Here is a 12,633-nt window from a genome sequence, read left to right as displayed (position 1 = left end):
GCCCAGGACGACCTTGCTGTCAAGTCGCTCGATGCCCTGAATGCCGGCGGGGCCTCCGGTGTCGGAGAACAGAACCACCTTGGCCACGTTGAGGTGTTCGTTGCTGGAGCCTCGCCAGGCCAGGAAGAGGCGGTCAGCGTGGGACACCAGCGCCGGGGCGCGGTCGCTGGAATCGCGGAAAACACTCTTATCGGAGGTTCGCAGGTTGGCGCCGCAGGCGAAGCCCTTGTGCACGCCAGTGTTGACGGCCTCGCCTTTGAAGGTCTCCGGCGGGTCTTCCCTCATCGGATCGTCGAAAGGATCCGGATAGGGATCGAAGCGAATGAGGCCCGCGAACGTCACGTCGGACCTGGTGGGCAGCAGGGTCGTCGCCTGGGCTCTGCAGGTCTCCTCCCACGCGTTCTTGCCGACATCCAAGTCGTCATGACCGTAGCCGCTGTTGAGGAACATCCCGCCAGCGGTCAGCAGGAATGACGGTGAACTGTAATAGATCTCGACCCCGCCATCGACGACGTCTGCCGACGCGAGCAATTGGGGGCGTGTGCCGTGGTAGAAGCGGTGCAGGGCGGCGGGGCGGTCCCGGTCCATGGCAATGATGTACGCCGCGGGCGGGGGACGGTAGGCGGCTAAGCCGGCGATCAGTGCGCTGTCCACGATGGCAGCGGGGTAGAAGGCGGTGGGCCTGCCGTCCCGATCGGTGGGGCCCGTGTACGCCAGGAAGAACTTGGCGACCTGATCACCCCGAGGTGCCATGAGGTCGTTGAATTCGTTGTCCGGATGGTTGATCTTCCACTGGTGGCGCCGGAACGGACCGACCCGGCGCTGCCTGTTGCTGGAGACCGCGAACTTGACCATCGTGTAGTCGAGCAGAATCTGCGCCGCGGTTCTTATCGACTCGTCCCGGGCGAACTCGTGCAGGTTGAGCAGTGCGTGCAGGGCCAGCCGCTGGTACGGGCGCGAGTTGAATTCGAGGAAGTCATGTTTGGTGACCCGGTGCAGGTATCCGAGCAGCCACCCGGTCAGGCCGTTCTTGACGTTGTCGTGCTTCTCGCTCGTGGTTGTGTTGAAGAGAAGCTGGTTGACCAGGTATCTGCTGCTCTCGATCATAAGCAGGTGGTTTTCGGTCTCCGGTATGTCGAACTGTAAGAACGTCACCTCCAGGACCTCGGTCTCGCGACTGTGCCCGCCGAACAGATCTGGCGGCACCAGCTCGCGGAGGATGAAGTCGACGTCGTCCTGGGTCAACAAGTTTCGATAGCGGTAGACAACGACCATGAGGCCGATCAGGGCCATGTCGTAGTCTTTGCCGGTGCCCACCTCGCCGGCACGAAGCTGCCGCAGAGTGGCCGGGATGAGGAGCCGGCTGGGCTGCTCGTCGGGGTTGGCCCGAAACTCGGGGTCTTCGGAGACCCCCTGCAGGTGGGCGATCAACTGGATCGCGTCGTGCTCGCCGGCCACACGCTTGTCCGACATACGTAGCGGCTTGGAGGCGGCGTAGTGCCGGGCGAGGGCGCTCACCCGGGTCCCATGGCTGGCGAAGGCGTGGGCATGGGTGCCGTCCATGGCGGGCGGATCGAGCCGGGGATCCCCGTTGCTCACCGTGACACCATGTCCGGAAGGACACAGAATTGTCCCCGCCTATGCGTCATCGACCCCTCCGTCGTCGGTCTGCGGCTCGGTGATCGGAGGGTCGACCTCGTCATCTTTGAAGTCGGCGTCGTCCACGCTTGCGGACAATGCCTCCCGTGACGTGCGCGACTGCAAGGCTTCGCCCAGCGTGCTCGCCCGCTTCCCGAACTCTTGGGATGAAGGCGGCAGTAGCACGTGAAGCGTTCCCGGTGTGTTTGCGAGGAACTTGAAGTCAGTTCCCGCCGGGAGGCCCGGGTCCAGGTCCGCCAGGACGGACGCGGTGTCTTGAAGGAGACGCGCGCGGAACTCCCCATCGACAAGCGAACGCGCGACTATTCGGAGTAGCACCTTATCGGTGTAACGAGGGTCGAGGGGCGCCTGACCTTTGTGCCACACGCGGACCGCGGTTCGGTCCTCCTCGCTCAAGCGGAACCTGGTTGCCTCTTCTCCCCCGTACTCTGAGTTCGCGTCGTTCATTCGAACGTCACCTCCAGTAGGCCCTCACTCACCAGCCGGACTACAAGATCGATCCTGTCTTGCGGCGATAGCTCGCCGGGCACCTCGCCAACTGCGAACCGCTCGTGGCACGCCACATATTCCAGAGCCGATGTGATGGACGGCGGTCCGGTGATGAAATTTCCATCGAACTCCAACATTGCCGAGTCTTCCGTCTCTCGCACCTGGCAGAGGACCTCCGGGGACCGCGTAACGATCGAATCCTGGGTCAACGTGTCAAGCGCGTCGAGTGCTCGGAATCGGCCGTTCTCCATAGGTGCGCCACCGGCGATCAGCTTGGAGCCGATCCGCGACTTCGCCCGTTCCACCAAGGAGCCTTCGTCCAACGCCGCGGCCAGACCGTGTGCCAGAGCGACCACCCGCGCTGAATCAAGCGACTGATCGAGAAATCGTGGTGGCAACGCACTCCGAAGGGCAACCTCATCATCGGCCCACAGATCCAGAATCTCTGCCAAGAGGTCAGTCCACCGGAACGCATGAATACCTATCGTGAGGTGCATCGAGGAGGTCTTCCCGGTGACAGCCTCGTGTGGAAATCCGCGCGGCAGGTAGAACGTGTCACCAGGCGCAAGGGTGTAGGTCTGCGCTGCCGCCAGAACTGTGCGGTCGTACCGTCGTTGCGCGAGCGGCAACCGAACGGAAGGTTCTGCAACGTGCCATTCCTTTGTGCCATGAATCTGCACGATGAAGACATCGTGGGTGTCGACATGCGGCAGAAATCCTTGTGCCCCGGCCGGGGTGAGGTACAGATTCGCACCAACGGGATGATGAAGCGTCGCTCGCAGCGCACGACACAAGCGGCCAACGACTGCCGATCGATGCTGCATCTGGTTGATCACAACCGTGTATCCGTGGTGGTAGGCGCGGTAGACAGACTGGACGTCCGGCATGGCATTGATTCCCACTGGGACGCTGCGCTCCGACAGGGCTCCGTCGGGTGCGGACCGTACAAGCCGCTCACCCCCCGCCGGCCGCCGCCGGTTGGACACGGTCGTCGCGATCAGCTCGTCGACCGAATCCAGACCAGGCAGGTCCGCGAAGTAGCTGGGTGCGTCGCGGTCGATCAGGACGGGCGCCGTTTCCCAGAATCGCTCGAAGAACGCTCCCGGCTGAACCGGAGCGAGCAGCCAATCGAGGCTGAAGGCGCATGACGAACTATGATCACTCATGCCGACAGTGCACCCGGTAACGACGAGCCGGCGGGCCGCCTGGTCGTTGGTGCAGCCGGCGGCGATCAGCCGCCAGAACCTGGCTCTCCCGCTGCGTTGTTGGCAGTTGAGTCCGGGCGGTCCTCAGCCCGGCGGGTAGGTGGATCATTTCCCGAATCGTTATCGTGATCACGGTTGTTTGTGTGCGGCTGGTCTTTCGTTGTGGGCGATCACCTCGTCGACGATGTCGGTGAGGTGGTGTGCGCCGCGGGTGGTTGCAATGCGGCGTGCGGCGTTCCGGTACTTGGGGTCGTCGAGGACGGTCCGGACGGCGTGGCGGACCGCCGCGGGGGTCGGGGTCTCCGACCCGTCCGGCGAATCGGGAGCCGGTGATGAACCGCACCCGGTCTCCCCGCCCTGCCAGGTACCGGGCGAACGCGAGCAGCGGTGTGACATGCCCGTGGACGGGCATCGTGGCGATGATGATCGACGGCATGACGGCGCCTCTCCGCGGCTCCGAAGATCGGATACATTAAGTCCCATCGAGCAGTATTCATCTGTATGTGACGGTAGTCAATATGTCGGGTACTGAGACCCGCCCGCGTATCTACCGGTCCGAGCTTCGCTAGCACAGGCGGCGCAGACGAGAAGTCGCGTCGTCGAAGCCGCCATCGAAGTGTTCCGCCAGAACGGCTATCACGCCGCCACCCTCGCGCAGATCGTCCACGCTTTGCTGTTGGTAGTGTCGCGCTGGAGGGTGCGGGGCTGACGGCACGGTCGGCGTCGGGCACAGTGGATGGGATGTGGATCCGTCCGATCGCCATCGCTTCCGCTGCCGTTGTGGCGATCGGTGCCTTCGCCGTTCTGACTGCGTCCGTCCCGGCGCCGACGCTAACCGGGGCGGACCGGCAACCGCTGCGGTTCGGGCCGTCCTGGCTGCCGGACGGGCTCACCGAACTCGGCCGTGAGTACGGCGCACCGGTACGGCAATGGGCGCTGGAGCCGTTCGAATTGTCGGCACGCTGGCAGACGCTGGATCTGAGGCCGCCGCTCAACGGCCTCGGCAGTTGCCCCTTTCAGCGCGATCCGGTCGACATCAACGGGCGGCCCGGCTGGTTCCGCGAGGGAAGCAGCGCGCAAGACCTTCGCGGTGTCTGCTGGCAGTTCGACCGGCACACGTACCTGCAACTCGACACCACGCTGCCCACGCTGACCCGGAAGGACCTGATCCGGATCGCCCGCTCGGTGCGGCCGGCAGCCGGCACGTTCTCCTTTCCGATCTCCGTGCCACCCGACGCCCTCAGGCCCTTCGGCCTGGACACCGACCCCGGTTTGAAACGCATCACCGGACGCTCGTCCACGGATTGGACCGCCTCGGGTTACTGGAGCCCGGGCAGCAGATACAAACCGCGCCCGGTCCTGAAGATCACTGTAGGGCCGGCCACCGAGGCACCCGACGGCGGGCAACCGAGGACCGTCCGCGGCCGACCCGCCCGATACGTCTTGGACTACGACAGCCCGGCGGGCAACAGCTCGTACCTCGTCATCGACCTCGGCGCACGTCACTACCTGACCATCCAGGCCGACACCGATCCCCCGTCGGAGGTCGCATTCTTCGACCTGGCCGCAGTCGCCGAACGGACCACCGTCGACCTCTCGCGCCAGCGCTGGATCGGTGCCCGCGACCTCACGGGATGAACACACCAAGCCACCCGTCTCCCGACCGACGATGCTCGATTGCAGAAGACCCGTCCGCGACGCGCGCACGTTCCTCGGCTGCATCATCGAGATCATCACGGTGCCGCACGGCGGCTGAGGCCGAGGGCTACTGTGCACTCACCACGTGGCGTGCCGCCAGGACAGTCCGGCGTATGCCGGAGGGTCCTCACGGTCCGACTTGATGCTGTGCCACCGCGCGGGCCAGTCGGTGGCGGGTCCGGCGAGCATCGCCCGCACCGCGGCGGCGCTGTCGTCGGGTCGCTGCGCGTCCCAGGGGGCGTGCACCCAGATCTGGTACTCGTCGGGCTCCTCAAGCCACACTTCGAGTTCGCCGGTGCCGGTCACGGCGACCCGCCGACCCTCGACCCCTGATGGCAGGTCAACCCCGGCGAGGATGAGCCGTCCGGCCCGGTGCGTCGCCGTCTCCCAGCTGCGGTCGGCCTCGATGCGGGCAACTTCGGCGTCGTAGGCCGCGGCGTCGAACAGGATCGTTCGCCGCTCGCCCACCCAACGAACACCGCGCCGGTCGCCCAATTCCCAGCGCACGACATCGCCCTCGCGACGCAGACGTGCTTCGATCGTGCAACATTCCGGGCCGCAGCTCGGGCAGCAGGCAATCGTCACGGTCGTGAAGTCGTCGGTCGCCACGAAGCGGTTCACCGGCACCAGTGCATCCCACGGGTCTGGGCCGTCGTCTCCGTCAGCGTGGCTGACGTCAACGCCGTCGATACGCACGATCACGCGCACCTGCTCGGCAGACCGCGCGTGCAACGCCCTCTCGATCGACAACGACAGCAGCGACAGCACGACCGCATGCTATCGCTGTGCGCTCCCCTGCCAATGACCGCACGCGTTACGGTCGTCGCCGCTACTCGCAGGTCCAAACGACGGCGTGGCCGTTGCCGTCTCTTGCCCTCCGCGCGCCCCCGCCAGGCTGCGGCCATCGTCGCTGACGCTCCTGACCTCAGTGCCGGCAACCGGTATCAGCAGCCCGGGCAGCAGCATCTCGCCGGCGTCGGTGACATACACGGCCAGGTAGGGGCGGTCGGCCTGCTGACCGACGATCCCGCCGGAGCTGTTGACGGAGGAGGCGAACCCGAGGTGTGGATACCCGTCGGCCAGGTTCCACCGCACGGCCATACTCGGGTCCGATCCCAGCGTCGCGCCCGCGACCCAGCCGTTACGAAGCCGGGACGCCACGACCACCGACGACGTCGCCGCGTTCGTTGATGCCCGTGGCCGATCCTGACGCCATTCCCGGCAGCGCGGTTTTCCGCCCGTCGACGATCACCCACGGCGTCATGAACTCGAACGTGTTCTCGATGACGCTCTGGGCCACGGCGGTCCCGGACGAATTCACGTCGTTGATCACCTGATGCGTCCCCGGAATCGTGACCTCCCGGAGCTGCCCGCCGACCGCCGCCGATCCGGCGGTCTCCGGGGCCGCAATGACCTGCCATGAGGAGCGCAGCGGCTCCAGGGCTCAGTCGTCCGTGATGTATCCCGTCGTGGGATCAATGGCGGCCAGGAAGCCGCGGATGTTCTTCATGTGCTCGTCGACCGACCGGTTGGGGGTTGGACTCACGCCGAATCCATAGCCGGGGTTCGGCCCGCTGAGCCACGCGTAGTCGGTGCCGCCGAACTCGTTCGGGCTGAGGCCGAACAACTCTCCTTCGACTTCAAGCGTGACTGCCCTGATGGCGGCCGCACCTTCGGTTCCGGGGCGCACGCCGGGCACAGCTTCCGGGTCGCCGTCGCCGTTGTCTGGGTAGATCGCCTTCACTCGACCATCTTCACACGCTTGCCCGGCGGGCGTCCTGATGGCCGATATCCGGAGCTTCGGCGGGTGTTGTAGGTAGGCGCTTCCGTTCGTTGTTCGTCTCGTGGCTGATAGTCAGGTCCAAGATTTCGCCGGGCTCACGATCGGTCACCGCTCGTGGCACCCTTCGACGGTGAGCGATGACATCCGCGCGCGGTATCCGGCAATCACCGACGACGAGTGGGCGCAGCTGGTCTGGCCGACGATAGGCCTGACCACCGATCCGAGCGCCGGCGATCCGGTGGTCGGGCAGTACGGCGGCGATCCCCTTCTACCCGACGGGATGTGGTGGCCGGAGTGGGAGGGCGTCGGCCCGCTCAGTTTCGGGGTCTCGCTCGACTGCGCGGCGTTGTCGGCCCTCGATCCCGGCTTCGCGCTGCCCACCGACGGCACACTGCTGTTCTTCTGTCACGACCGGCAGGTCGAGCCAGAGCTGTTCGTCGACACGAGTTTCCCGGGCACCCAGGCCGGCGCGCGGGTGGTGTACGTGCCGGAAGGAACACCGGTGCGCCCGCAGGCCGCCCCGCAGCCGCTGGTCACCCACCCCGCGCTGCCCTTGCGCGCGGTGCCGGACCGCACGGTCGTTCACGTGGAGAGCCCGTACTACGACGCGTTGAACGCCGGCCGGTCCGACGCGGATCGGGCGGATCTCGCGCAGGCCCGGTCCGACGTTCTCGACGCCGGACGCGCCGCGACACACCAGGTGGGCGGCTACCCGCTGGTCGGCCAGGGTGACATCGTCTCGCGGGTGGTGGGCATGAAGCTGGGTCGACTGCCCTACGACAGTCCGATATGGACGATGGAGGCCGACCGTTGGGTGACGCTCCTGGGCGTCAACGCGCACATTCCGAGCACAATGCCCTGGGGCAACCTCGGCAAGGTGTTCTGGCTGATCCGACGCGAGGATCTCGCGGTGAACGACTTCGGTGAGGCGATCATGGACTGGTCGAACATCTGATCAATCGAGACGCGCGCCAGCGTCGGGTCCTCGCCGAATGGCTGCGACTGCTCGCCGCCACCCGGTTCAGCAGACCCAGTTCACCGCCGTCCACCCAGTCGCGCCGCTACCGGCGCGGGCGCCGCCATCGCCCGGCCGCCGACCTGACCGTTACCGCCACGACTCGGCCGGCTGGCACGGCCGGTCCAGGGCGGGTTCGGCCACGGCGGAGAGTACGACCGCGCCGGTCGGATCGGTGTAGCAGGAGCGGTCCGGGTCCCCTGAACGCCCGGCCGGCCGTCGGTCGATGACGTTTCCGGCCCGGTCGTAGGTGACCAGCGTGCCGTGGCCCACCTTGACCGGCCCGTCGTTGTTGATGATGAAGGTGCCGTCGACGAGGTTCGCCTCCGTGGTCCGGCCGTTGCCATGGTCCAGCACGATCCGTCCGACCCTGGCGCTGGCCCGGCCGGCGATATCGAGGACCTCACCGCCGCCCCCGTACTCGCTGGAGCTTTCGGACTCGACCGAGATCGGGCCGCGCAGCCACGGATCAATGGGCTGGTAGCCGGCGGACCGTTCCTGTTCCTCGGAGCTGTTCGTGCAGTACGCGATCGTCGTGTCCGACACATAGATGACCTGAACCCTGCCGTGCTGGCGGAGGAAGTTCACCAACCGCAGATTCTCCAGCGACGGCGCCGGGCCTGGACCGCTCGGACCCAGCCGCTGTCGCAAACCGTTGTTGTCCTCGATGCAGCGATCAGCCGCCGCGCGTACCTCCGGCGGCACCTCCCCGCCGTGGAAGGCGAGCGTGTCGCTGCGGTCGGCGCCCAACGGTCCGACGGTGAACAAGGCACCGACGCCGACGGCGACCGCCAGTGCGGCGGCGCCGAACGCCAGGCGTCGACGCGGGCCATGGAGACCTGTGCGGCGGCCAGGACGAACCGACGGCGCCTCGGCCAGCACGCGGTTCAGGATGGACTGGCGGCGGGCCAGATCCTGATGGACGTCGGGTGGCATCGCCCGCAGTGGGTCAGCCGCGGCCAGCCGCTCGTGCAGCGTGGACATATCAGTCACTGAACGCCTCCTACGATGTGCGTGACAGGGGTGGTGGGGCCGACGGCGTCGTCTCCGGTCGATCGGCTCGCCAGCGCGATGGCGAGCCGCCGGCGGGCACGATGCAAGCGGACCGCGTATGCGGTCCGGGAGCAGCCGAGGACCGCCGCCGCCTCGGCCGGCTCGAAACGGTCCCAGGCGGCCAACAGCAGAGCCTCACGGTCGGTTTCGGACAGCCCCCGCAGGGCCGCCGACAACTCCAGGTCGGCCAGGACGATGTCCTCCGGACCCGGCGGGACCGGTGGTGACCCGGTGGCGGACCGTTCAACCAGTGCTTTCTGGCGGCCATCGGTCCGGCGCTGGTTGGCCAGCACCCGGCGGGCGATTCCGCACAGCCAGCCAGCCTCCCGGGCCGGCAACGAATCCAGTCGCCGCCACGCCACGAGGAAGGTCTCCGTCGTGATGTCCTCCGCGGTGGACGGATCGACCCGCCGGAGTAGATACCGCAGGACAACGTCGTAGTGGTCCCGGTATAGCCGCTCCACCACCTGTCGTTGGTCTGGTTTCGGTTCTTGTGCCATCCGCTACCTCCAGGGTCGCCTACACCCTTTCGATGTCCGCCGACCGCGTCCGGATTACATCGATACGAACGGCGTCAGCGGAATCCGAGCGCCACGCCGACCTTCCGCCCGCCGCGAACAGCAGTTGACGCTGCGCGCCGTTCGGCAAGTATGAAGTTGTGGCCGACATCGGTGGTGCGGTACGACGTCTGAATCTGGGCTTCTTCATCAGACCTGCGCAGGAGGTCGGAGGCCCCGAACCGCGTGTCGAGCCGGTGCTGGGCTACCTCGTGCGACGCCCTGAGGGGATCCTGCTGTTCGACACCGGACTCGGAGCTGCGAACGAACGCACGGAAGCCCACTACCGCCCCCACCGACGTGACCTGACCGAAGCCCTTGCCGCCGCCGGAGTGACACCGGCCGAGATTTCCCTCGTGGTCAACTGCCACCTGCACTTCGACCACTGCGGCGGGAACCTTCTACTGCCCGGCCGGCCGATCTTCGCCCAAGCCGCAGAGCTCGTCGCCGCGCGTACGACCGGTTATACCGTCCCCGAACTGGTGGACTTCCCCGGAGCCGACTACCGCCCGTTGGACGGCGAAGCCGAGATCTGGCCAGGCATCTGGATCATCCCCACACCCGGACACACCGACGGACATCAATCCCTGGTCATCAAGCACAGCGACGGCACCGTCGTGCTGGCCGGACAGGCCCACGACTTCGCCTCGCAGTTCGCCTCAGACCACCTCGCGCTCACCGCTGCCCGACAGGCAGTGGCGGCCCCGCTCCCCACCTACCAACCGTGGCTGGAGCGGCTGACAGCATTCGATCCGCGACGCGTCATGTTCGCCCACGACAGTTCCGTCTGGGAACCCTGAGTTCGCCCGAACCCGAGGAACACCCGCGCTGCCAGACACTCGCCCGTCCTCGACATCGCCGGCGGCGTAGACCTGTCCGGCGTCAGCGGCCGGCACTTCGCGGGACGGCCAATCGGGTGGCCATGAGCGGCGAATAGTACCGGCTGAGACGGCGGAGCACCCCGGCAACCCCTTCTCGGCGTCCCGTTCGGGTACTCCGCGGGGCGGCGATGAGATCGCCTCCGCCTGTCCCGTGACCTGATCTCCCAGGGTGCCGTTATCGACGACAGCGTGCGGATGCATTCGGTGGGCACTGACCGTGAGCGCCGGGGCGCGACGCTCCGAGGGCTGCTACCCGCACGAACCTGTCGGGTCAGGCTCGCGGACGTCTTGTTGGAGAAGGGGTGCGTGCACGATGGACGTGTCGGAGACCGGCCTTGGTGGCCAGCTGGCCGCGACGGCGGCACGGGTGGCGGAGCGGACACCACAACGCAGCGCGCAGATCGCCGTGTTGCGGCAGCCGGGTGGGATGGCACGTGCTGACGAGCCGGACCGGGTGGCCACCCGAATCGACCGGCTCAGCCGGTTCCATCCGGACGTGCGGCCGGTTTCACCGGCGGCGATCGCGGTCGGGGACCCGGCGGCGATCGCGGCCGCGGGGGCGATCCTGGAACGCATCATTCAGACCGACGATCTGCTCGGCGTGGGTTACCTGGACGGTGGTGTCGCGGCTGCGCGGGCGGTCGGACGGGTCAATATCCGCGACGAACGCGGCCGGCTGGCCGGCTACGGCACCGGCTTTCTCGTTGCGGCCGGGCTGCTGCTGACCAACCACCACGTCCTGCCCGATGCGCGGGTCGCCCGGTTCAGCAGTGTCGAGTTCGACTATCAGGACGGCCCGGACGGGCGTGCGCTGCCGCTACAGGGATTCAGGCTGGATCCGGGCCGGTTGTTCCTCGCCGACAAGAACCTGGACTTCGCGTTGGTCGCCGTGGCGGCCACCCCGTCGGCGCTGGCCCGGTTCGGCTTCAACCGGTTACTCGGTGCCGAGGGCAAAGCGATCGTTGGAGACTTCGTCACCATCGTGCAGCACCCCGGTGGCGAGAAGAAGCAGATCGCCATCCGGGAGAACCGCATCGTCGATCTGGTCGACGAGTTCGTGCACTACGAAACCGACACCGAACCGGGATCGTCCGGCTCGCCGGTGTTCAACGACCAGTGGGAGGTCGTCGCGTTGCACCACGCCGCGGTCCCCACCCCGAACAGTGACGAGCTCGGCGGCATGATCAACGAGGGTGTGCGGGTCAGCCGGCTGCTGGCTCACCTGCGCGGCCTGCGGCTGCCACCCGCACAGCAGGCGCTGCTCGACGCAGTTCTCGGCGAAGACACCGGCATGCCCACCCCACCATCACAGCCAGCGGCGACCGGCGACAGATCCCACGTCGTCACCATCACGGTGCCGGCGAACAGCCAGCTGCGCATCGAGTCGGCCGGCCACGAACCGGCACCGGCCGCGCCCGAAGCGATCCGCATCGACCCGGACTACACCACCCGCGACGGTTATGACCCGGACTTCCTTGGCGACTCGCACCGCGTGCCGCTGCCGGTCCTGTCGACCGACCTGGTCCCGCTCGCGGCCATCAACCGCGCCGCCACCACCGACCCCGGCTACCTGCTGCCCTACCACCATTTCACGATCGTCCAGCACCGGCAGCGTCGGCTGGCGATCTACACCGCGGTCAACATCGACGGCGCCACCAGCGCCCGGATACGCCGCGACCCCGACCGGTGGATCCTCGACCCCCGGGTGCCGGCCGACCAGCAAGCCGGCGAAGAGGTCTATGCCGACAATCCGTTGGACCGCGGACATCTGGTCCGCCGCCTCGACCCGGCCTGGGGCCGCACCCCCGCCGTGGCCAAGGCCGGCAACGACGACACGTTCCACTTCACCAACTGCACCCCCCAACACAAGGACTTCAACCAGAACCAAACCACCTGGGCCGGACTCGAGGACTACATCCTGGAACACGCCGACAACCGTGACCTGAAGGTCACCGTCTTCACCGGCCCGGTCCTCGCCGCCGACGACCAGCCCTATCGCGGGATCCAACTACCCCGCCAGTTCTGGAAGATCGTGGTCATGGTCAAAACCGATGGTGCGTTGTCCGCCACCGGCTACCTACTCAGCCAGGAAACCCTCATCCGAGGCCTCGAACTCGAACCCGAAGCCTTCTCCTACGGCGCCTACAAGACCTACCAGGTTCCGATCCCACACATCGAAGCCCTCACCCGGCTCTCCTTCGGCACCCTCACCGACGCCGACCCCCTCACCCGTCTCGAAGCAACCCGCACCAACGAGATCACCGATCCCCGACAGCTCATCCTCTGAACAGAC

Annotated in this window: 12 protein-coding genes; 4 read left to right on the top strand and 8 right to left on the bottom strand. The window is 67.0% G+C overall.

Annotated elements, in window-relative coordinates; all coding sequences use genetic code 11:
- The 3 genes from Vau01_RS56825 to Vau01_RS56815 all read right to left on the bottom strand — a co-directional run.
- On the bottom strand, positions 1-1,599 hold a 1,599-nt coding region (locus Vau01_RS56825; RefSeq protein ID WP_204011302.1), incomplete at its 3' end, for a hypothetical protein.
- A gap of 39 nt (positions 1,600-1,638) precedes the next feature.
- Positions 1,639-2,106: a hypothetical protein gene (locus tag Vau01_RS56820; RefSeq protein ID WP_204011300.1), complete on the bottom strand. Its 468-nt coding sequence runs from the start codon at positions 2,104-2,106 to the stop codon at positions 1,639-1,641.
- The gene (locus tag Vau01_RS56815) at positions 2,103-3,314 is read right to left on the bottom strand and encodes a cupin domain-containing protein (RefSeq protein ID WP_204011298.1); all 1,212 of its coding nucleotides are present in this window, start codon (positions 3,312-3,314) and stop codon (positions 2,103-2,105) included. Before Vau01_RS56815 ends, Vau01_RS56820 begins: the two co-directional genes overlap by 4 nt.
- 780 nt (positions 3,315-4,094) lie before the next feature.
- Between Vau01_RS56815 and Vau01_RS56805 the strand changes: the two genes are divergently transcribed.
- Positions 4,095-4,991 (top strand): hypothetical protein, encoded by an 897-nt coding sequence (locus Vau01_RS56805; protein ID WP_204011294.1) that lies wholly within the window; start codon positions 4,095-4,097, stop codon positions 4,989-4,991.
- A 138-nt stretch (positions 4,992-5,129) separates the two neighbouring features.
- Here the strand turns inward: Vau01_RS56805 and Vau01_RS56800 are convergent, their stop codons facing one another.
- The 3 genes from Vau01_RS56800 to Vau01_RS56790 all read right to left on the bottom strand — a co-directional run bounded on the left by Vau01_RS56800 (position 5,130) and on the right by Vau01_RS56790 (position 6,795).
- Positions 5,130-5,819: a hypothetical protein gene (locus Vau01_RS56800; protein ID WP_204011293.1), complete on the bottom strand. Its 690-nt coding sequence runs from the start codon at positions 5,817-5,819 to the stop codon at positions 5,130-5,132.
- A 373-nt stretch (positions 5,820-6,192) separates the two neighbouring features.
- Positions 6,193-6,384, bottom strand: coding sequence for a hypothetical protein (locus Vau01_RS56795; RefSeq protein ID WP_204011292.1), 192 nt, complete (start codon positions 6,382-6,384; stop codon positions 6,193-6,195).
- A 111-nt stretch (positions 6,385-6,495) separates the two neighbouring features.
- Positions 6,496-6,795: a hypothetical protein gene (locus Vau01_RS56790; RefSeq protein WP_204011290.1), complete on the bottom strand. Its 300-nt coding sequence runs from the start codon at positions 6,793-6,795 to the stop codon at positions 6,496-6,498.
- Between the two features lie 169 nt (positions 6,796-6,964).
- Here Vau01_RS56790 and Vau01_RS56785 point away from each other — a divergent pair, with 169 nt between their 5' ends.
- Positions 6,965-7,789 carry a DUF1963 domain-containing protein gene (locus Vau01_RS56785; protein ID WP_204011288.1) on the top strand — a complete coding sequence of 275 codons (825 nt, stop codon included), beginning with the start codon at positions 6,965-6,967 and terminating at the stop codon, positions 7,787-7,789.
- A gap of 150 nt (positions 7,790-7,939) precedes the next feature.
- Here the strand turns inward: Vau01_RS56785 and Vau01_RS56780 are convergent, their stop codons facing one another.
- Both Vau01_RS56780 and Vau01_RS56775 read right to left on the bottom strand, forming a co-directional pair.
- On the bottom strand, positions 7,940-8,842 hold the full coding sequence (locus tag Vau01_RS56780) for a hypothetical protein (protein ID WP_204011286.1): 903 nt from the start codon (positions 8,840-8,842) through the stop codon (positions 7,940-7,942).
- A complete protein-coding gene (locus tag Vau01_RS56775) occupies positions 8,839-9,366 on the bottom strand; it encodes an RNA polymerase sigma factor (RefSeq protein ID WP_204011284.1) in 528 nt (175 codons plus the stop codon). Before Vau01_RS56775 ends, Vau01_RS56780 begins: the two co-directional genes overlap by 4 nt.
- 194 nt (positions 9,367-9,560) lie before the next feature.
- Between Vau01_RS56775 and Vau01_RS56770 the strand changes: the two genes are divergently transcribed.
- On the top strand, positions 9,561-10,259 hold the full coding sequence (locus tag Vau01_RS56770) for an N-acyl homoserine lactonase family protein (RefSeq protein ID WP_239152869.1): 699 nt from the start codon (positions 9,561-9,563) through the stop codon (positions 10,257-10,259).
- 394 nt (positions 10,260-10,653) lie between these two features.
- The gene (locus Vau01_RS56765; protein ID WP_204011282.1) at positions 10,654-12,627 is read left to right on the top strand and encodes a DNA/RNA non-specific endonuclease; all 1,974 of its coding nucleotides are present in this window, start codon (positions 10,654-10,656) and stop codon (positions 12,625-12,627) included.
- Positions 12,628-12,633 lie beyond the last annotated feature (6 nt).

The sequence above is a fragment of the Virgisporangium aurantiacum genome, assembly GCF_016863635.1.
GTDB classification, from domain to species: domain Bacteria; phylum Actinomycetota; class Actinomycetes; order Mycobacteriales; family Micromonosporaceae; genus Virgisporangium; species Virgisporangium aurantiacum.
Note: the sequence above shows the minus strand (reverse complement) of the source record. Positions and strands in the feature narration are given on the sequence as shown.

What these genes read in the sequence shown, in the direction of transcription:
- Vau01_RS56765 (WP_204011282.1), top strand. Translation starts at nt 10,654, where the DNA reads ATGGACGTGTCGGAGACCGGCCTTGGTGGCCAGCTGGCCGCGACGGCG.
- Vau01_RS56815 (WP_204011298.1), bottom strand. Translation starts at nt 3,314, where the DNA reads ATGAGTGATCATAGTTCGTCATGCGCCTTCAGCCTCGATTGGCTGCTC.
- Vau01_RS56820 (WP_204011300.1), bottom strand. Translation starts at nt 2,106, where the DNA reads ATGAACGACGCGAACTCAGAGTACGGGGGAGAAGAGGCAACCAGGTTC.
- Vau01_RS56805 (WP_204011294.1), top strand. Translation starts at nt 4,095, where the DNA reads ATGTGGATCCGTCCGATCGCCATCGCTTCCGCTGCCGTTGTGGCGATC.